This is a genomic window from Streptomyces asoensis (assembly GCF_013085465.1).
Classification (GTDB): domain Bacteria; phylum Actinomycetota; class Actinomycetes; order Streptomycetales; family Streptomycetaceae; genus Streptomyces; species Streptomyces cacaoi_A.
The window spans coordinates 4,707,756-4,726,902 of sequence record NZ_CP049838.1 but is presented as its reverse complement, the minus strand read 5'-3'; the positions used below and the strand labels follow the sequence as shown (position 1 = coordinate 4,726,902).

Genomic DNA, 19,147 nt, shown 5'->3' with positions numbered 1-19,147 from the left:
ACTAAACATTCAATTCGTGCGCGAAAATGGAGAGCAATAACTGACGGCAAAGGTAAATCGGAAGGGAGGCTGGTGGAAGGAGATTCGAAATCGTCCTGGAGGGATATTGCCACCACCGCGGCTGGCGTCACATCTCTTGCCGGAATTGCTCTCTATGGCAGTGTGCATTTTGCTGACGCCGCGTTTTACGCGCACCTAGGTTTGACTCCGGAAGACGTAGGGCTAAATCCAGCAGTGACGCTCGGGCGCGTTGCGGTATCGTTCATGTTCATTGGCGTAGCCCTATTTATTGTTACTCTTCCAGCAGTCATATGGTTCCGGCGTACTTCCTTCTTTTGGCTCAATGCGACGATCGTCGGGTCTGTGATCGCCTATGTTCTACTCGTTGAGCTGTTCGCTCCAGTCTCCGAGGTCGGGTCACTGGTCGTTGCGGTCGGTGAGATGGCCTTCGTGTTTATAGTCTTCGCAGTGCATGAGATGGGGCTTTCAGCGATCCTGCATAGCGTGAAGGAGAAGAAAGTAGAGGTGGCCATACTCACATCATTTGCGGTGCTACTTGCATTCGTCGCCGCTGGAATATTCGGCCTTCAAGCCGCCTATGGTGTCGCATCGGGAGTTACTTCAGAATCCTCGGCTGATGTATTTCCTGAATCCTTTCCGGGGATGGGGAGGTTGGGTCTGCTAGGCGTGGAGGCAAAGCCTGCAAATATCGTCTGGGTGAGTGAGAGTCTGAAAGGAGCTGTGGCAATAACGAAGGGGTTTCCGCTGATATTTCTGGGAACCGATAGAAATCTGCATTTTCTCTACGATATCCAGCGCAGAATAGTTGTTCGCGTCCCTGCAACGCTTGTGCTTATCGATATTCGGTCATGATGAAATGGAATGCTCCTATTGCGGTACTCCGCCAACTCGAAGGCGCCGACCCCGCCCCCGCCGTGTTCCTCGCGGTCTGGCACGACTCGCAGGAGACGCGCACCGGCGACGTGAACCATTTCGGCAAGAAGCGCGTGGCCGGCGAGGCCGACCCGCGCGACGTCACGTCCGACCAGACTGCCAACTTCCCCGAAAGGCTGGCCCAGACCGCGCTGGAGCTGGTGGCCGAGTACGAGGCGAAGGAGCCCCGGAAGCCGTCTGCGCCCGGGACGCCGACAAGTTGGAGTGCATGATCCAGGGCGTCGAGTACAAGGCGCAGGGCTACGAGAACGTCCAACGACAGATCGACAACAGCCGCGGCCGGATCGTCACCAAGAGCGGCCAGGAAACTCGCCGACGCCGTACTGGAAACCGGCTCTTTGGACTGGCTGCGGAACGCTTTGGGCGAGACGAAGCCGAGCTAGCCCAAGCCCGAGAAGAACGGCCCTTCTCGCCCCAACGGCGAGCCGAACCAACGGCATCGTCCTGACCCCGATGGCCTGTCCCAGCGCCACCACAAGTACGCGGACAGGCACCGCAGCTCAGACTGAGCGCACCGAACGCACGATCCCCATCGCCATATCGCCGCAAGCCAGGGAGCGGGTTCAAGGCGGCTCGCTCCGCTCACCGCGCGCTCCCCGGCTACGCCAGTCGCGCGGCTAGAGCGAGCACCATGGTGGGGAAGAGACCCGCTGTGGCTGAGGCGCCCGGCTCCACGGCTTTAGCCACCTCCCCGGTCCGGGTCCCGCGTCAAGCAAGACCAGGGGGCCACTCATTCAAATTCCGGGCAGGATCACAGCCCGCCGCCGGCCAGCGTGCGGCCCCCCTGGCCATGCTCGACCCAAACGGGACAGGACACCGGCCAAACCCGCTCCGCCGACCTGAGCGCGAACAGCTTCTAGACGCTCTGACGGGTCAAATCAAGTGCTTCCTTAAAACCTGCATGGATCCGGAATACTTCAGATGTGGCATTGAAACGAGCGCGCGGGTCTCGATACCTCCAGACATACTCAGAACCTCCACCGCGCCCTCCCGGCTTGAGATATCCAACGACCGAGAATTCGAAGAGCTGAGCAAGGCCGACTTTTGCCGGAATTTCAGCCAATGTTGACCGTCGCGACCAAGCCGCACTGAAGTCAGCGAGGGAGAATTGCATAGCGCCCAACTCCTTCACGACTTCCAAATATTCTTTGTATTGCGGAACATGCTTAGCGATCTCGTCATCCAGCTCATTTAGCAAGTAATCGGAATAACCCGACCTGGCTTCATGAACAGCCTCATTATCAAACTGCCCCCGTGCCGCAAAAAGGGGGGATTTGTACTGCTCCAGCACCTCATTGCAGAACTTGATTACGTCACGAGGCCGCAGGAAGGTCCGATCGCAGATATGCTTATACTTTGTCTGACGGCTCGGCATTTCCCGCGTCTCGTCGAACACATCTTCCCAGGGGACCACCGAAGCCCCACCCTCGCCGAGAACGTTGGTGAAGCGACTCTCCATCAGTCTTTTTAGAGTCAACCCAGCACCGGATTCGTTCCATTGAACCACACTGGTGAAGTTCTCGGTGATTTTATTTTTGTCTTCGAACTGAAGATCCTGATAAATGTCATCGCGCAAAAACACTACAACGTTCAACTTCTTGCCGCGTTCCCGGCCCGCCAGAAATAGATCACGAGCGGCAAGGATGAGGCCGACAAGCCGCTGCGAGTAAGACTCTTCGGACTTAACAAAGCCGAGGTCAAGCTGATCAAAGCAGATGTAATAGGAGTTATCCGGATTCAAGGCTCGCAAAATATGCTCTTGAATTGCTCGATTCACCTCTTGAATGTGTGGTGGCAACTCCCTGACTCGAACGCGCTCCCCGGACAACTCGAAGAACGGCACCTTCAGGACGCTCTTCAGTCGCAGCTCCTTATCTGGGCTAAAGAGCTGTCGAACGTCCGGATCGCGTGATCCGTAGGAATCAACAACAAAATCCTCGAGAGCTTGCACCGACTCGAAAGATTCGTCGCTCCACGGCTGACTTTGATCTGAGTTAAGAATAACCTTGGCCAAACCGATCAAAGTCAAGTATTTCCAGCTGTGAAAATAACGCCTCTCCTCCGGTACCCCCACCTGAGCTTGCAGATCGTGATGCTGCCACGGGTAGTCATCGAAGGAGTGCCCGTAGGAGAATTCATTCGGGTGACGCTCTGTGAGAATTCTTTTAAAAATGGCCGTTTTGCCCGACCCTTTCCTTCCAAGGATCAGAAACTTTTTCTGATCCTTGGCGGCAACATAGGCCGGATGATCCTGGAAACACTCTCTAAGCAGGTCGTCAGCATCGGCGTCGATAGCGCCAAAGTTTTCGACTTCAGAGATGTTGAGCACTCGTTCCCCCGCAGGCGTAGCTAGTAGTGCACACGAGGTAGGCAGGATAGCGATCAGCGCTGACATCTGGGGCCACTCTGGGAAGCTCGCACGTTCGTCGCCTACGCGCTCGGCTATGCAACGTCCTGAGCAAGCTCGGAGGGGCGGGCTCTCCTCTGCTCCAGCAAGGGTCGCTGGAGCGAAATGAAGACTGTCCGCACCAGATGCGCACCAGATCACGCGATACACCACGGTCGTTGCTTCCGGGGACATCGTGGCCACCGAGCCCGACGAGCAGGGCGAGCGATGGGCCGGCGAGGTGCCACGTCGTTCCGAGAACTGCACCATTCGTCTCATCGTGTTCCGTGACGGCGGCTCGGGAGTTGCCAGACAGAGCGTGATCAACACGTTTCAAGAACTCGGCGTCGACGGGGAGGGCATAGAGAGGTTCGCGGGGAGGGCATAGAGAGGTTCGGCATGGTCGCCCTGGGTGTCCCGGCCATCGCCGATCTCGCCAAGGTGCAGAGGGTGCTGAGTCACGGCGTGGCCAAGGAGTGATGGGACATGGAGGAGGGGTGCATCACTGCGCAGTGCCGGGCCGGGTCCGTCAGTTGACGCTCTTCACGTGATCTGCGCTGGGCCGTCCCTGGGCGGTTCGAGGTCGCTCAACAGTGGCCAAGCACGACCAACGACGACCACCAGGCGCACGGGCCCACCACCCCTGAGCGGGAAAATCGCAGGTCACAAGCTCCCCGACTAGGCCCAGGGCAAGAACAAGTAACCCCACAGCTGGAAGCCCTCGGCCTGCGGTTCCTCGAGGGGCGGGGCTTTTCGCTGCTTTTGGGCCGTCAGTTGGGCCGCCGGAGAGAGGTGTCAGGTGGTGTCGGGTGCGGGTGGTGGTGTGGACGGTGATGTCAGGTAGGGGGCCAGGGCTGTTGTGGTGGCGGGGACGGGGAAGCGGGCGGCGAGGTATCCGTCGGGGCGGATGACGTAGGCGGTCGGGCCGTTGGGTTGGTAGAGGCGGGTGAACTCGCCGGCGGCGTCGCGGTAGGCGGGGATGGGGAGGGTGTTCGGGGTGGACAGCTCGGGTGCGGTTTCGCGGGCGAGTATGGCGATGAGCTGGAGGTCGGGGCCGGTGGCCGCGGTTGCTTTCGCTGTCGCCGCCACGGAGTCGGCTGCCGCTGCCACCGTCGTGGGGTCCGTCGCGTAGAGGAGAACCACGTGGCCCGTGCGTTCGCGTAGGACGTCGAGCAGGCGCCAGGGGTAGGTGGATGCGGGGGCGGTCAGGTCGGCGCAGTCCGGGGCGCGGTCGCCGGGCAGGGGGGTTGCCGGCGAGTCCTCCGGGGCGCGGTCGTCGGGCCGGGGTGCTTCGGGGGAGCCGTCGAGGTGGGGAGCCAGGGGGCGGTTTCGGTAGTTGACGAGGAGTTGGGCCTCGCGGAGCAGGTTGGTGCGTGGGTCGTCGGGGTCGGCTCCGACGCCCTGGGTGGCGTGGCGGACGGTTCGGCCGACGACTTCCTCGCCGATCGGGCGGCGCTCGGCGTCGTAGGTGGTGAGGAGGGCGGGTCCGGCTTCTCCTCGGATGACGAGGGCTAGTTTCTGGATGCCGGTGTTCATGCCCTGGGCGCCGGTGGGCGGATGGATGTGGGCGGCGTCGCCCGCGACGAGATCTCGAGCGTACGCGGCTGGATGCCGACGGCCTTCGCGTACGGGAGGCGGGCGGGCAGGCGGTCCACGAGGCGGCAGCGCACCCCTTGCCGGCGCAACTCCGCCGCGGCGCTCAGCCCGACCGGGCCGGCGCCCGCGATCAGTACGTCGGTCGTTCCGGTGCGTGTCACGGGTGCCTCCCAGTGCGGCCGGCCGCCGCCACGATCAACCGTTTATTCCGATTTACGGGGTTCAGTCGATGTGGCCGGATATCGTCACCGATGCGTCACAGGTCGGTCCTCACGAGAACCCGCGTGCCTGCCCGTTCTGTCTGTGTCGACGGACGACACGCAGGTGGGTGGGTGCCGAGGGCCGACGCCCTCGGCGATTCGGATCCGGGGGGCGGCATGCGGTACGGGAACACGAACGCGAACGTGAATACGAACGAGAACACGAACGCGAACACGAACACGAAGAGGAACGGGAACGGGCACATGCGCTGGAACAGGTTCGGAATTCGGAGTTCCGTGATGGCGGCCGTCGTGGCCTCGGCCGCTCTGGTGGTGACGGGGTGCGGTTCGGGGGCGTCCTCCAGCACCTCCGCGAGTCCCGCCTCCGAGACTCCCGCCTCCGCGAGTCCCACCTCCGCGAGTTCCTCCTCCGTCAGTCCCGACTCCGCGACACCCACCCCGGTGACCTCCCCTTCCGTGGCCTCGCCCTCCGCGAGCGCCGCTGCCGTGACGCCCGCCGTGGACAGCTCCCGGGGCGCTGCCGCGGCGGTCTGTTCCGCGGGGAGCCTGAAGGTCGCCGCCCGGCAGGCCGCCGATCGGCCGGCCGGTACGGGGATCGGGGCGGCGATCGTCGAGTTCACCAACAGCTCGGCCAAGGCCTGCGTCCTCAAGGGTCATCCGACCGTCGCGGGAGCCGGCAACGGTTCTCCCGAGAAGAACTCCCCGCTCTCCGTCACGACCACCGGATCCGCCTCGCCGGTGACGCTGGCCCCCAAGGGCAAGGCATGGGTGAAGCTGACCTTCGTACAGGTGCAGGGGGAGGCCGACGGGTTCTGCGAATCCGGTGCGGAGCCCGTGGTGTACCCCACCCTCGTCATCGGACTGCCGGGGGCGGGGAAGTATCAAGTCGCCTTGGACGACGGCCAGTTCGCGGAGTGCGACAACAAGGTGACCGTCACCGCCGTATCGCGGGTCAAGCCCTCCTGACCCGAGCCGGCGCACTTCGAGAGCCGAGCGCCGCGCCCTTCGAGCGCCGTGCCCTTCGGCGGACGCTCCGAGCGATCTCACACCGTCAGCGGCACCGGGTGGATCTCGTCCGCCATGTGGCCGGTGCGCTCGTGGACGCGGAGGACGGCCTCCGCCGAGGGCGCCTCGGAGAGGCAGTAGACGGTTCCGGACTCCGGGTCCGCCCAGGCCCGGTCGAAGTGCACGCCCTCTTCGCCCTCGATGGCGAGGTCCGCCCGGTGGGCCTCGAGGAGCTGGTCGGCGGTGATGCCCTGCATGTCGTGGTGGACGTCCATGAAGCGGGTCATGACTGCCCGCCCCCTTCCAGTCGCCGTGCCTGTGTGTGCCTGCGCTTGCGCGCCCGCACTTCCATGCTGCGCTCGCGCTCCCCGCGCGGCGACCGGACGAGGAGCGGCCCGGACATGCGGACGAGGGGCCCGGTGCCGATATCGGCACCGGGCCCCTCGTCCGCATACGTTCGTCGTGCGTTCGTCGTGCGTCTTCAGCCGCACTGGCAGGGGTTGCCCGACTGGCACCCGCAGCCGCACCCGGAACCGCAGCCGCACGCGCCGATGAGCATCAGGTTCCTGATCTCGGCGGGCTGCTCGGTCGGGCGTTCCTGTGCGGGGTCGGGCGTGGGAGTGATGGGGGACTCGGCCATGGGTTCCTCCCGGAGGCGTAGGACCTGTGCCCATTGCATGCCCGTTCCGCTGGGCGCATCAACGGCTCAACGGCGCACAGTGGCTTGCGCACGCCCTGAGGGGATCCGATACGCCCTGGCGGAGCACCCCGCGGTCACCCGTCACGGTCCGACCCCGCGGTCACCCGGCAGGGTCCGACCCCGCGGTCACCCGTCAGGGTCCGACCCCGCGGTCAGCCGTCACAGGCGGTCGCCGTCGGGCTCAGGCCCCCTCGGCCGCCGTCCCCGTGCCCGCTGCGGTCGGCGGCTGGATGTCCGGCTGGATCTCCGGCTGGAGCTCGTCCGCGTGCTCGCCCGTCACCAGGAACACCACGCGCTTGGCGACGGCCACCGCGTGGTCGGCGAAGCGCTCGTAGTAGCGGCCCAGCAGCGTGACGTCGACGGCCGTCTCGATGCCGTGCTTCCAGCGGTCGTCCAGCAGGTGCTGGAAGAGGGTGCGGTGCAGGAGGTCCATCGCGTCGTCGTCCGACTCCAGCTGGAGGGCGAGGTCGACGTCCTTGGTGACGACGACCTCCGCCGCCTTCGCCATCAGGCGCTGCGCGAGCTGGCCCATCTCCAGGATGGTGGCGTGCAGGTCCTGCGGGACCGCGCGGTTCGGGAAGCGCAGCCGCGCCAGCTTGGCCACGTGCTGGGCCAGGTCGCCGGAGCGCTCCAGGTCGGCAGACATCCGCAGCGACGTGACCACGATCCGCAGGTCCGTCGCCACCGGCTGCTGCCGGGCCAGCAGCGCTATCGCCCGTGCCTCCAGGTCGTGCTGGAGCTCGTCGACCCTCTTGTCGGCCTCGATGACGCTCTCGGCGAGCTTCAGGTCGGCGTCGAGAATGGCGGTCGTGGCGCGTCCGATCGCCGACCCGACCAGCCGGGCCATCTCCACCAGGCTGTCGCCGATCGAGTCCAGTTCCTCGTGGTACGCGTCCCGCATCAGGGTTCCCTCTCGTACGTCGTGCTTGGGGTTCGGGTTCGGTTCCGGGGGCCAGAACCGGCCGCGAACCGGGTCGGAACCGGCTGCTGCACCGGCGCCGACCGGCCGTGGAACCGGTGCTGCGAACCCCACGGTGCCACGCTCCGCCCCGTACGCGTCGATTTCCGGCACCCCAAATGAACCACTACTGGCTCCAAGGTGAACTCTGGGCGACGAGTGTTCGAGGTCGCACCTCGATAGCTGTGGCCAGGACCGATCGCGTGCCTAACCTGGTGGCATGGACGTGAACGCGGCGGTCGCCGCAGCGGCAGCGATCGCCGGGGTACTCACCGGTGTCATCGCCATGCTGGCGTTCCGCTGGAGCGAGCGGGAGCAGAAGCGCCCCACGCGCACCTCGCTGCACACGGACCCGGTGCTTCCGCCGGGTGTGGACACCGTCCTCTCCGTGCTTCGCTCCTCCGCCGTCGTGCTCGACGAGGCCGACGCCGTCGTGAAGGCCAGCTCCGCCGCCTACGCCCTCGGGCTGGTACGCGGCGGCCGGCTCAGCGTCGAGCCCATGCTCAAGATGGCCCGGGACACCAGACGCGACGGAGAGATACGCCAGGTCGAGCTGGACCTTCCCCGGCGCGGGACCGGGCGCGGCGAGGCTCTCGCCGTGTCCGCCAGAGTGGCCCCGCTGGGCTCCCGGCTGGTCCTCCTGCTCGTGGAGGACCTCACCGAGGCCCGTCGTATCGAGGCGGTCCGGCGGGACTTCGTGGCGAACGTCAGTCATGAGCTGAAGACCCCGGTCGGCGCGCTCTCCCTCCTCTCCGAGGCCGTCATGGACGCCTCGGAGGATCCGGAGGCGGTGGAGCGGTTCGCCGGCCGTATGCAGATCGAGGCCACCCGGCTGACCAGCCTGGTCCAGGAGCTCATCGACCTCTCGAGGGTCCAGAACGACGATCCTCTCGAGGACGCCGAGCCGGTCGGCATCGACGAACTGGTCGCCGAGGCCGTCGACCGCTGCCGTCACCAGGCCGGGACCAAGCAGATCACCATGGCCGCCGGCGGCACCGCCGACCTGCGCGTCTTCGGGAACCGGGGCCAGCTGGCCGCCGCCCTCGGCAACCTGGTCGAGAACGCCGTCAACTACTCGCCCGCCCGGACCCGCGTCGGCATAGCCGCCCGCCGGGTGAGCGCGCCGGGCGGGGACCTGATCGAGATCGCCGTGACCGACCAGGGTATCGGCATCTCCGACAAGGACAAGGAGCGCATCTTCGAGCGCTTCTACCGCGTCGACCCGGCCCGCTCCCGCCAGACGGGCGGTACGGGTCTCGGGCTGGCGATCGTCAAGCACGTGGCCGCCTCGCACGGCGGGGAGGTCACGGTGTGGAGCGCCGAGAACCAGGGCTCCACGTTCACCCTGCGCCTACCGGAGGCGGGCGTGGCCCGCGACCGCGCGCAACAGCACCCCGACCCGGACGAGGTCGACGACATCGACGACATCGACGACATCGATGACGCCGACGGCCTCGACGAGGTCGGTCACTCCTCCCCTCACCGCTCCACCCAGACACCACCCCGCGCCTCATCCCCCGATTCGTCCGCGTACCGGACGCTTTCCGCCCCGGAGGTCCTTCCGTGACCCGAGTGCTCGTCGTCGAGGACGAGGAGTCCTTTTCCGACGCCCTGTCGTACATGCTCCGCAAGGAAGGCTTCGAGGTCGCCATCGCGGCCACCGGGCCCGACGGACTCGACGAGTTCGAGCGCAACGGCGCCGACCTCGTGCTCCTCGACCTGATGCTGCCGGGCCTGCCCGGTACGGAGGTGTGCCGTCAGCTGCGCGGCCGCTCCAACGTCCCCGTGATCATGGTGACCGCGAAGGACAGCGAGATCGACAAGGTCGTCGGCCTGGAGATAGGAGCCGACGATTACGTCACCAAGCCCTTCTCCTCGCGCGAGCTGGTCGCCCGTATCCGGGCCGTCCTGCGCCGCCGGGGCGAGCCGGAGGAGGTGACCCCGGCGGCCCTGGAGGCCGGCCCGGTGCGCATGGACGTCGACCGCCACGTCGTGACGGTCTCCGGCTCCAAGGTCGACCTCCCCCTCAAGGAGTTCGACCTCCTGGAGATGCTGCTGCGCAACGCCGGCCGGGTCCTGACCCGTATGCAGCTCATCGACCGGGTCTGGGGCGCCGACTACGTGGGCGACACCAAGACCCTCGACGTCCACGTCAAGCGCCTACGCGCCAAGATCGAGCCCGACCCCGGTGCACCGCGGTACCTGGTGACGGTTCGAGGCCTCGGCTACAAGTTCGAGCCGTAAACCGGACCGGCGGTGGCCGTTGTCGCCGTCGGACGGAGTCCGGCGCAGTACTCCGAAGCCCGCGTAGCGGTGCGAGGGGTGCGTGGGGGATGGTGCTCGAGCCCGACCCCGGTGCACCGCGGTACCTGGTGACGGTTCGAGGCCTCGGCTGCAAGTTCGAGCCGTAAACCGGACCGGCGGTGGCCGTTGTGGCCGTCGGACGGAGTCCGGCGCAGTACTCCGAAGCCCGCGTAGCGGTGCGAGGGGTGCGTGGGGGATGGTCGAGTGCGCAAGGAGGGCGGCGCCCCGTGTGGGGTGCCGCCCTCCTTGTGTGCGTGTGCGTGTGCGTGTGCGCGTACGAGGTCAGTGACCGGCCGCCGACTCCGACGCCGACGCGGAGGCCGTGTCCGACGGGGAGGCCGATCCGGACTCGGAGGTACCGCCCTCGGCGGCCGCGCCCGAAGCGGACCCGGAGGGGGACGCCGACGCGCTCGCGGAGGGGGACGCCGCGGCGCTCGGGATGTCGGTCGGGCCCCACTTGGAGAAGTAGCTCTCGGCGGGGACGACGAAGGCGCGCAGGCTGACCTCGCCGGTCTCGCTGAAGGTGAAGGTCACCTTCTGCGCGTCGCCGTCCTTGACGGCCTCACGGCTGCTCGACAGGACGGCGGAGGCGTTGTTCGCGCCGCCGATGACGACCGAGCCGCCGGCCGGGACGGTCAGCTTGCCCTTGCCCTTGGCGGGCGAGAGCTCGGCGGACTTGCCGCCGTCGAGGGTGATGGACTCCAGCGTCTGCGCCGTGCTGCCGCTGTTGAAGACGGTCGCCGAGATCACGGCGGGACCGGTCGACTCCAGGTCGGGCTGGGTGATGACGATGACGTTCTGAAGCTTGATGTCGCCGACGCTGGTGGCGGCGTTGTCCGGCTTGATCTCCAGGGTCTGGGAGTCGTTGCCGGCCCCACAGGCGGCGAGCGAGGCGATCGAGAACGCGATGGCGGAAGCGGCGAGGGCGCCGCGTCGAAGGCTGCTGCTCACGGCGGCGGCAACTCCTTGAACACACGGACGGCTTTCCTTTGGATAAAGCCGTCCTAAGGGTCTGTCAGCGGCCTTAGGTTACCGAGCCGTTCTCGCGCCACCGCACCCGACCCGCCTCTAGAGCGATCCCGTGCCTCGACGGACGCGCTGAACGGTCTCCGACACCACCTGTCCCGGCCCCCACAAGTGACCCGTGAGTCACATTGGCTTCACCCGTCGTCTTCTCGCCCGTCTTCCCGTCGCCTTCCTCTCGTCTTCCTCTCCCCTTCCGGCTCGCCGGACCATTCGTATAACCGCGCCGGACGTCCGCTCGCGGATTTTCGGTGAAGGAATGCGAGGTCATCCCCGGAATTGATCACGGCCCGGGTCAAGGCGTCGATGATCAATTCCGGAAACGGCTCGTATCCGGCCACGTGAACCGAACGGAGTAGCGGAAGTCGCACTCCTGGAAGCGGACATATGTGGACGTTCAGCCGTTCGGGCGGGGCTTCGGATGTGTGTAACGTGCGCGTTTCTCCCCCCTCGGAGAGCACCTCCGACCTGCGAATACCTGCTTCCGTCGCCCCTCCGCAGCACGTTCCTGTCGCTGTTGTCAAGCCCCGAGATATGCCCTGACCTGCGAAAACGCCATTCAGAACCCGCAGTTTCCGTGTTACCCTGGATAGCCACGGAAGGGGTACCTGTCACATGACGTTCAAGGTTGGCGACACCGTGGTCTATCCCCATCACGGGGCCGCGCTGATCGAGGCCATCGAAACTCGCCAGATCAAAGGCGTGGACAAGACCTACTTGGTGCTGAAGGTCGCCCAGGGTGACCTGACGGTACGTGTGCCAGCGGACAATGCGGAGTTCGTCGGCGTACGTGATGTGGTCGGTCAGGACGGGCTGGACCGGGTCTTCGAGGTGCTGCGCGCGCCGTACGCCGAGGAGCCCACGAACTGGTCGCGTCGTTACAAGGCAAATCTGGAGAAGCTCGCCTCCGGCGATGTCATCAAGGTCGCGGAAGTCGTGCGTGACCTGTGGCGTCGTGAGCGCGAGCGCGGACTCTCCGCCGGTGAGAAGCGCATGCTCGCCAAGGCCCGCCAGATCCTGGTGAGCGAGCTCGCTCTCGCGGAGAACACCAACGAGGACAAGGCCGAAGCCCTGCTCGACGAGGTGCTCGCGTCCTGAGCTCGACGCGTTTTTCGCGTGCTGACGCCGGCCCGGGACCGGTCTCGGCACGCTGAAGAACACGCACACTGAAGAACACTGAAATGCCGCGGTGCCCGATGACGAATTTCCCGTCGCCGGGCGCTGCGGCATGTTCGCGCCAGGACAACCGCCGTGCGCCCTACCCCCACAGGGGTGGTCGGTCGATACTGCCCCCGAACCGCCCCCGATAATGCGACCGATGCTTCGATACTTGGTGTGCCGGGCCCGGGCTGCTGCCTCGACCGGCACGTCACGGAAGGGTCCGGTCAAGGCGTCGCGCCCGGCACTTCCAGGGCCATACCCACGCCAGGCCGGAACACAAACCTGACAGGAACCGATGTCTGACGATTCGCGTCCCTCCCCCGCGCCCGCCCGCACGGCCGCGGTGATTCCGGCCGCCGGGCGGGGTGTCCGCCTCGGTCCGGGCGCCCCCAAGGCGCTCCGCACGCTGGGCGGCACGCCCATGCTGATCCACGCGGTGCGCGCCCTCGCCGCCTCCCGCGCCGTCTCCCTGGTCGTCGTCGTGGCCCCGCCGGACGGCACCGCCGAGGTGAAGTCGCTGCTCGACGCGCACGCGCTGCCCGACCGCACCGACTTCCTGGTCGTGCCCGGCGGTGAGTCCCGTCAGGAGTCCGTGAAGCTCGGCCTGGACGCGCTGCCGCCCGGCCACGACATCGTCCTCGTGCACGACGCCGCCCGGCCCCTCGTCCCCGTCGACACGGTGGACGCCGTGATCGAGGCCGTACGTGAGGGCGCCCCCGCCGTCGTCCCGGCGCTGCCGCTCGCGGACACCGTCAAGGAGGTCGAACCGGCCGTGACCACCGGCGACCCCGAGCCGGTCGTCGCGACGCCCGAGCGCGACCGCCTCCGTGCCGTGCAGACCCCGCAGGGTTTCGACCGGGCCACCCTGGTCCGCGCCCACGAGTCGGTCACGGAGAACGTCACCGACGACGCGAGCATGGTCGAGCAACTGGGGCTGACGGTCGTGGTCGTCCCCGGTCACGAGGAGGCCTTCAAGGTCACCCGGCCCCTCGACCTGGTCCTCGCGGAGGCGGTCCTGGCCCGCAGGAGGCTCAACGATGGCTTCTGAGACGCGGCCCGTGCTTCCCCAGGTCGGCATCGGCACCGACATCCACGCCTTCGAGGAGGGCCGCGAGCTGTGGTGCGCGGGCCTGAAGTGGGAAGGGGAGGGCCCCGGACTGGCCGGGCACTCCGACGCGGACGTCGTCGCGCACGCCGCCTGCAACGCGCTCTTCTCCGCGGCCGGCCTCGGTGACCTCGGGCAGCACTTCGGCACCGGGCGCCCCGAGTGGTCCGGCGCCTCGGGCGTCACCCTGCTGACGGAGGCGGCCCGGATCGTCCGCGCGGCCGGCTTCGTCATCGGCAACGTCGCCGTACAGGTCGTCGGGCCCCGCCCCAAGATCGGCAAGCGGCGCGACGAGGCGCAGAAGATCCTGTCCGAGGCGGCGGGCGCGCCGGTGTCGGTGTCGGGTGCGACGACGGACGGGCTCGGATTCCCGGGACGCGACGAGGGCCTGATGGCGATCGCGACGGCGCTGGTGGCACGTACCGGCTGACCGGCGCCGCCCGCACCGGCCGATGTATGCCATGGCATGTCACGAATGTGTGGCCCTTGGGTGGAAGGGGCTCGGGGCATCGCTCCGCGCCCACTACCCTGGAGTGGTGACCATTCGCCTGTACGACACCAGTGCCCGGCAGATCCGTGACTTCGCCCCGCTCCAGCCGGGTTGTGTCTCGATCTACCTCTGTGGTGCCACCGTGCAGGCGGCCCCGCACATCGGGCACATCCGTTCGGGCCTGAACTTCGACATCATGCGCCGCTGGTTCGCCCACCGCGGCTACGACGTCACGTTCATCCGCAACGTCACCGACATCGACGACAAGATCATCGCCAAGTCGCACGACCAGGGCCGCCCCTGGTGGTCGATCGGGTACGAGAACGAGCGGGCGTTCAACGACGGCTACCAGGCGCTGGGTTGCCTGCCGCCGACCTACGAACCCCGCGCCACCGGGCACGTCCCCGAGATGATCGAGATGATGCGCGGGCTGATCGAGCGCGGTCACGCCTACGAGTCCGAGGGCAACGTCTACTTCGACGTGCGCTCGTTCCCGGAGTACCTCCAGCTGTCCAACCAGGAGCTGGACAACCTGCTCCAGCCCTCGGCGGACGGCGAGACCGGCAAGCGCGACCAGCGCGACTTCGCCCTGTGGAAGTCCGTCAAGCCGGGGGAGCCGAGCTGGGAGACCCCCTGGGGCCGCGGGCGTCCGGGCTGGCACCTCGAGTGCTCGGCGATGGCGCACAAGTACCTCGGCCCGGTCTTCGACATCCACGGCGGCGGCCTCGACCTGATCTTCCCGCACCACGAGAACGAGATCGCCCAGGCCAAGGCCTACGGCGACGAGTTCGCGCGGTACTGGGTGCACAACGCCTGGGTCACCATGAGCGGCGAGAAGATGTCGAAGTCGCTGGGCAACAGCGTCCTCGTCTCCGAGATGGTGAAGCAGTGGCGCCCGATCGTGCTGCGCTACTACCTCGGTACGCCCCACTACCGCTCGATGATCGAGTACAGCGAGGAGTCGCTGCGCGAGGCAGAGTCGGCGTTCGCGCGGATCGAGGGGTTCGTGCAGCGCGTCGTCGAGAAGGCCGGGGGAGTCGTCGAGCCGGCGGCCGAGGTGCCGCCCGCCTTCGCCGAGGCGATGGACGACGACCTGGGTGTCCCGCAGGCGCTCGCCATCGTGCACACGACGGTCCGGCAGGGGAACTCGGCCCTCGCCGCCGACGACAAGGAAGCCGCCGTGGCCCGCCTCGCCGAGGTCCGTGCCATGCTCGGCGTCCTCGGTCTGGACCCGCTCGACGCCCACTGGGCCGGCGAGGAGAGCCGGGGTGAGGACCTGCACGGCGTGGTCGACAGCCTCGTACGACTCGTCCTCGACCAGCGCGAGTCGGCCCGCGGGCGCAAGGACTGGGCGACCGCGGACGCCATTCGTGACCAGCTCACCCAGTCCGGCCTGGCCATCGAGGACGGCCCGCAGGGGCCGCGCTGGAGCCTCGGCCCGCGTTAGGGCGGCCCCGGGGCCTGTCCTTGATCGACTGTGCCGCCCGGCCTTCCGGGCGGCACACTGCATAAGACGTACGTACGAAAAGCTCACGGAGACGAGAGACTCATGGCAGCCAACAACCGCCGCATGTCCGGCAAGAAGGGCGCGCAGGTCGGCAGTGGCGGCCAGCGGCGCCGGGGCCTGGAAGGCAAGGGTCCCACCCCGCCCGCCGAGATGCGCAAGAAGCACAAGGCGAACCGCATCGCGACCGCCAAGGCGAAGCAGGCCGTGCGCCGGCCCGCACAGCGCGGCCGTGGCGGCAAGGGCACGTCCGAGATGGTCGTCGGCCGCAACTCCGTCGTCGAGGCGCTGCGCGAGGGCGTGCCCGCGACGATGCTCTACGTGCAGCAGTTCATCGACAACGACGAGCGGGTGCGCGAGGCGCTCCAGCTCGCCGCCGAGCGCGGTGGCATCCACCTCATGGAGGCCCCGCGTCCCGAGCTGGACCGCATGACCAACGGCCTCAACCACCAGGGCCTGGTCCTCCAGGTCCCGCCGTACGAGTACGCGCACCCCGAGGACCTGGCGTCGGCCGCCTACGACCACGGCGAGGACCCGCTGATCGTCGCCCTCGACGGCGTGACCGACCCGCGCAACCTGGGTGCCGTCGTCCGCTCCGTCTCCGCCTTCGGCGGTCACGGTGTCGTCGTCCCCGAGCGCCGCGCGGCCGGTATGACGGCCGGCGCCTGGAAGACGTCCGCCGGTGCGGCCGCCCGTACCCCGGTCGCCCGCGCCACCAACCTCACCCGCGCCCTGGAGGCCTACAAGAAGGCCGGGATCGCGGTCGTCGGCCTGGCCGCCGACGGCGAGCACGAGGTCGGCACGCTGAAGGCGTTGGACGGCCCGGTCGTCATCGTCGTCGGCAGCGAGGGCAAGGGCCTCTCCCGCCTGGTCGGCGAGACCTGCGACTTCCGGGTTCGGATCCCGATGCCGGGTGGCGCGGAATCCCTCAACGCGGGTGTGGCGGCCGGGATCGTGCTGTACGAGGCGGCTCGGCGGCGGGGGTGACGCCCTCCCGGTAGGGGTGCGGGGAATTCACTCGGACGGGTTAATCCCGGCGAGTAGTGCGACCTTGACGGAGTCCGGACAGATCCGGCGGGTCAAAGCAGTGTCCTAAACACACGTCACTCGGTTAGATGAGTGTGGACACCAGAACACCCCGCACACCCACGGGGGACCGCTCGTCGGGATTCGACGACGCTCCCGCGCTGAGCATGGTGAAGGTGCCGAGCGATCCGGCGCAGATCATCGTCAGCCACGCGAGCTTCCGCGTGCAGCTGGGCGCGTCGGCGCGGCGTAACCAATCCCCGCGGATCGCCCGGCACGTGAGCGCCATCGATGACACCGCGCGCATCCCCGCCGTCGGGGCGGCGGGCAGAGCGGGCGCCGCCACCGGTGGCCGTCGGCGGGCCGTCGTCTGGAGCGGCAAGTCCGCCCCGGACGACACCGGCGCCCACCGACTGCTCCAGGCCGTGCGGGCAGGCAGCGTCGGCCACGGCGAACCGCGCGGCGGCGACGCCGGAGCCACCCAGGTCATCCCCCGCGTCGGCATGGGCGACCGGGGTTACGACGGCGATCTCGCCGCGCAGACCCTCGAGACCCCGATCGTCGGCGCCCAGCGGACGCCCGTCGACGACCGGCAGCGGATCCTGCCGAACATGCGCGGCGTCGGCAGCGCCTACGACGAACCCGCCTACGACGACGCCCGGTTCGAGGACTTCGGGGAAGCCGACGCCGACCCGGAACCGGCTTCGCGCACCCGGCGGCAGGGCGACGACCCCGCCCGGCACGCCTATTACCCGGGCCGCCGGATGAACCTCGGCGTGGTCCTGCTTCCGCTGCGCGTCTTCCTCGGCTTCATCTCCATCTACGCCGGCATGGGCAAGCTGTGCGACCCCGTCTACTTCGACGGCGGCAAGCGCGGCTCCATGGTGAAGTGGCTCAACACCCTCCACCCGTGGGAAGTCGCCGAGCCGCTGCGTCAGTTCGCCCTGCACCACCCCGTCGGCTCCGGCCTCGTCATCGCCTTCCTCCAGGTCGTCGTGGGCGTCCTCACGGTCCTGGGCTGCTGGCAGCGGGTCGCCGCGGTCGTCGGCGCCGGACTCTCGGCCGCGCTCATCGTGACCGTCAGCTGGAAGACCGTCCCGGTCTACGACACCCCCGACATCATCTACCTCGCCGCCTGGTCGCCGCTGATCATCGCCGGCGCCCCCGTCTACTCGGTGGACGGCCGGCTCGCCGCCGGTGCGTGGCGTCGGCTCGGCCCGCGCTCCGACCTGTGGGAGCTGCGTCGTCACGTGCTGCGTCGTGGCGCCCTGGTGACCGCGATCGCCGTCGGGCTCACCCTGCTCGTCGGCTCGCTGCTCGGCGGCGCCGTCCGCGACGCCGACCGGGTGGTCGTCCCCGGCCCGGGCGAGCCCCCGCGCAACGAGCTGCCCGGCTCGCCGCTGCCGGAGAAGTCCGGTACGCACAAGGCCTCCCGGAAGCCGGCCGCGTCCAGCTCGCCCACCCAGGGAGCCACCTCGGCGGCCCCGACGGCGGGCACGGACAGCGAGCCCTCCGAGGCGCAGGACTCCGGCACCACCGGCAGCGGCGAAGCCGGCGCGCCCAGCCAGACGCAGGGCACCGCGGGCGAGGCCCCGCCCGAGCAGTCCTCCCCGGTGGAGCAGGCCCCGGCCACCAGCTCGGGACCCTCCTCCGGCGGCTCGGCCACTTCAGGTGGTTCGACGAGCGGCGGCGGCGGTTCGGACGGCGGCTCGTCCTCCTCCGGCCAGCCGGGCCTGGTGGGCGGCTTGCTCGGGTAGCGCGGAACTGGAGAAAGGCCAGGGTGCCGTGTGCTGACAAGCACACGGCACCCTGGCCTTTCCGCATTTTTGAGGGGCGGGGCGTGTTCGACGTGCGGCTCCGCCGCGCGACCAGCCCCCACCGGGCCGGTAGCCGACGACGAACCGCTTGAACCGCGCCCCCAGCGGAGCGACTCAGCGGCTGAGCGCCGCCAGTTCCTTCGCCGCCTCCGTGAGGTCCTTCGCGGTGTCGATGGCCCGCCAGTACGCCCCCTGCGGGAGCGGGAACCCGGCCAGTCGCCGCTCGCGGGCGAGGTGCGGGAACGTCGTCCGCTCGTGGTCCCCGCGCTCGGGGAGCAGCCCGGCGAACGCGGGGGAGAAGACGTAGACGCCCGCGTTGATCTCGTACGTGGTGGGCGGCGCCTCGATGAAGTCCGTGATGTGGCCGAACCCGTCGGTCTGCACCGCACCCCACGGAATGCGCGGACGCGCCAGCGCGAGGGTCGCTATGGCGTCGCGCTCGGTGTGGAAGTCGGCCATCTCGCGCAGCGAGAAGCGGGTCCAGATGTCGCCGTTGGTGGCGTACCAGGGCCGGTCGGGGTGGGGCAGGTGGGCGGCCGCGTACTTCAGACCGCCGCCGCGGCCCAGGGGCTCGGTCTCCACGACGGTGGTGACCTTGACGGGCAGGTCGGCCGAGTTCAGCCAGTCCTGGAGGACCTCGGCGAGGTGGCCGCAGGAGATGACGACGTCGGTGACGCCCTCCTCGGCGAGCCAGCCGAGCTGATGGCCGATGATCGGCGTCCCCGTGCCGGGGATCTCGACCATCGGCTTGGGCCGGTCGTCGGTGTACGGACGCAGCCGGGACCCCTGGCCACCGGCCAGGATGACGGCTTGCGTGGGGCGGGACGCGGCGTGCGGATCGGTCATGCCCGCACTGTACGTGCCGCTTGTTTCGGGGCGTGCGGCTCCCCCGGTGGG

The 19,147-nt window shown here is 68.2% G+C and carries 19 protein-coding genes and 2 pseudogenes; 12 read left to right on the top strand and 9 right to left on the bottom strand.

Annotation, left to right across the window (positions count from 1 at the left end):
- The first annotated feature begins 72 nt into the window (after nt 1-72).
- Both G9272_RS21060 and G9272_RS21055 read left to right on the top strand, forming a co-directional pair.
- Nucleotides 73-873 (top strand): hypothetical protein, encoded by an 801-nt coding sequence (locus G9272_RS21060; protein WP_171398033.1) that lies wholly within the window; start codon nt 73-75, stop codon nt 871-873.
- Nucleotides 874-896: 23 nt separating this feature from the next.
- A pseudogene (locus G9272_RS21055) lies at nt 897-1,337 on the top strand (HD domain-containing protein); the annotation flags it as partial.
- Between the two features lie 473 nt (nt 1,338-1,810).
- On the opposite strand, the gene G9272_RS21050 reads toward G9272_RS21055, so the two are convergent.
- Entirely contained in the window at nt 1,811-3,349 is a 1,539-nt protein-coding gene (locus tag G9272_RS21050) for a P-loop ATPase, Sll1717 family (protein WP_171398032.1), read from the bottom strand.
- A gap of 187 nt (nt 3,350-3,536) precedes the next feature.
- Here G9272_RS21050 and G9272_RS45375 point away from each other — a divergent pair, with 187 nt between their 5' ends.
- Entirely contained in the window at nt 3,537-3,728 is a 192-nt protein-coding gene (locus tag G9272_RS45375) for a DUF4265 domain-containing protein (RefSeq protein WP_253267878.1), read from the top strand.
- Nucleotides 3,729-4,110: 382 nt separating this feature from the next.
- Here the strand turns inward: G9272_RS45375 and G9272_RS21040 are convergent.
- The 3 genes and pseudogenes from G9272_RS21040 to G9272_RS45370 all read right to left on the bottom strand — a co-directional run.
- Nucleotides 4,111-4,933 (bottom strand): annotated as a pseudogene (locus tag G9272_RS21040) (FAD-dependent monooxygenase); the annotation flags it as partial.
- Nucleotides 4,873-5,097 (bottom strand): FAD-dependent monooxygenase, encoded by a 225-nt coding sequence (locus G9272_RS21035; protein ID WP_171398031.1) that lies wholly within the window; start codon nt 5,095-5,097, stop codon nt 4,873-4,875. The gene G9272_RS21035 and the pseudogene G9272_RS21040, both read right to left, overlap by 61 nt.
- A gap of 95 nt (nt 5,098-5,192) precedes the next feature.
- The gene (locus G9272_RS45370; RefSeq protein ID WP_253267877.1) at nt 5,193-5,594 is read right to left on the bottom strand and encodes a hypothetical protein; all 402 of its coding nucleotides are present in this window, start codon (nt 5,592-5,594) and stop codon (nt 5,193-5,195) included.
- 4 nt (nt 5,595-5,598) lie between these two features.
- Here G9272_RS45370 and G9272_RS21030 point away from each other — a divergent pair, with 4 nt between their 5' ends.
- Nucleotides 5,599-6,123, top strand: coding sequence for a DUF4232 domain-containing protein (locus tag G9272_RS21030; protein WP_253267876.1), 525 nt, complete (start codon nt 5,599-5,601; stop codon nt 6,121-6,123).
- Between the two features lie 77 nt (nt 6,124-6,200).
- Here G9272_RS21030 and G9272_RS21025 read toward each other — a convergent pair whose 3' ends face one another.
- From G9272_RS21025 to phoU, 3 genes are all read right to left on the bottom strand, one after another.
- Nucleotides 6,201-6,449 (bottom strand): SCO4226 family nickel-binding protein, encoded by a 249-nt coding sequence (locus tag G9272_RS21025; RefSeq protein ID WP_171398029.1) that lies wholly within the window; start codon nt 6,447-6,449, stop codon nt 6,201-6,203.
- A 194-nt stretch (nt 6,450-6,643) separates the two neighbouring features.
- Entirely contained in the window at nt 6,644-6,802 is a 159-nt protein-coding gene (locus G9272_RS21020) for a hypothetical protein (protein WP_171398028.1), read from the bottom strand.
- 241 nt (nt 6,803-7,043) lie between these two features.
- Nucleotides 7,044-7,763: a phosphate signaling complex protein PhoU gene (gene phoU, locus G9272_RS21015; protein ID WP_171398027.1), complete on the bottom strand. Its 720-nt coding sequence runs from the start codon at nt 7,761-7,763 to the stop codon at nt 7,044-7,046.
- A gap of 277 nt (nt 7,764-8,040) precedes the next feature.
- On the opposite strand from phoU, the gene G9272_RS21010 reads away from it, so the two are divergent.
- Nucleotides 8,041-9,387, top strand: a complete 1,347-nt coding sequence (locus G9272_RS21010) for a sensor histidine kinase (RefSeq protein WP_171398026.1) — start codon at nt 8,041-8,043, stop codon at nt 9,385-9,387.
- Nucleotides 9,384-10,064, top strand: a complete 681-nt coding sequence (locus tag G9272_RS21005) for a response regulator transcription factor (protein WP_007382946.1) — start codon at nt 9,384-9,386, stop codon at nt 10,062-10,064. Before G9272_RS21010 ends, G9272_RS21005 begins: the two co-directional genes overlap by 4 nt.
- Before the next feature lie 342 nt (nt 10,065-10,406).
- Here G9272_RS21005 and G9272_RS21000 read toward each other — a convergent pair whose 3' ends face one another.
- A complete protein-coding gene (locus G9272_RS21000) occupies nt 10,407-11,075 on the bottom strand; it encodes a DUF461 domain-containing protein (RefSeq protein ID WP_171398025.1) in 669 nt (222 codons plus the stop codon).
- A 687-nt stretch (nt 11,076-11,762) separates the two neighbouring features.
- Between G9272_RS21000 and G9272_RS20995 the strand changes: the two genes are divergently transcribed.
- The 6 genes from G9272_RS20995 (at nt 11,763) to G9272_RS20970 (ending at nt 18,190) form a co-directional block, all read left to right on the top strand.
- Nucleotides 11,763-12,245: a CarD family transcriptional regulator gene (locus tag G9272_RS20995; protein WP_003953493.1), complete on the top strand. Its 483-nt coding sequence runs from the start codon at nt 11,763-11,765 to the stop codon at nt 12,243-12,245.
- A gap of 358 nt (nt 12,246-12,603) precedes the next feature.
- Nucleotides 12,604-13,356, top strand: a complete 753-nt coding sequence (gene ispD / locus G9272_RS20990) for a 2-C-methyl-D-erythritol 4-phosphate cytidylyltransferase (protein WP_171398024.1) — start codon at nt 12,604-12,606, stop codon at nt 13,354-13,356.
- Nucleotides 13,346-13,843, top strand: coding sequence for a 2-C-methyl-D-erythritol 2,4-cyclodiphosphate synthase (gene ispF, locus G9272_RS20985; protein ID WP_171398023.1), 498 nt, complete (start codon nt 13,346-13,348; stop codon nt 13,841-13,843). Before ispD ends, ispF begins: the two co-directional genes overlap by 11 nt.
- Nucleotides 13,844-13,949: 106 nt before the next feature.
- The gene (gene cysS / locus G9272_RS20980) at nt 13,950-15,350 is read left to right on the top strand and encodes a cysteine--tRNA ligase (RefSeq protein ID WP_171398022.1); all 1,401 of its coding nucleotides are present in this window, start codon (nt 13,950-13,952) and stop codon (nt 15,348-15,350) included.
- Nucleotides 15,351-15,452: 102 nt separating this feature from the next.
- Nucleotides 15,453-16,394, top strand: coding sequence for a 23S rRNA (guanosine(2251)-2'-O)-methyltransferase RlmB (rlmB, locus tag G9272_RS20975; protein ID WP_171398021.1), 942 nt, complete (start codon nt 15,453-15,455; stop codon nt 16,392-16,394).
- Nucleotides 16,395-16,522: 128 nt separating this feature from the next.
- Entirely contained in the window at nt 16,523-18,190 is a 1,668-nt protein-coding gene (locus G9272_RS20970) for a DoxX family membrane protein (RefSeq protein WP_171398020.1), read from the top strand.
- Nucleotides 18,191-18,364: 174 nt separating this feature from the next.
- Here G9272_RS20970 and G9272_RS20965 read toward each other — a convergent pair whose 3' ends face one another.
- Nucleotides 18,365-19,096, bottom strand: a complete 732-nt coding sequence (locus tag G9272_RS20965; RefSeq protein ID WP_171398019.1) for a nucleotidyltransferase family protein — start codon at nt 19,094-19,096, stop codon at nt 18,365-18,367.
- Nucleotides 19,097-19,147: the final 51 nt, after the last annotated feature.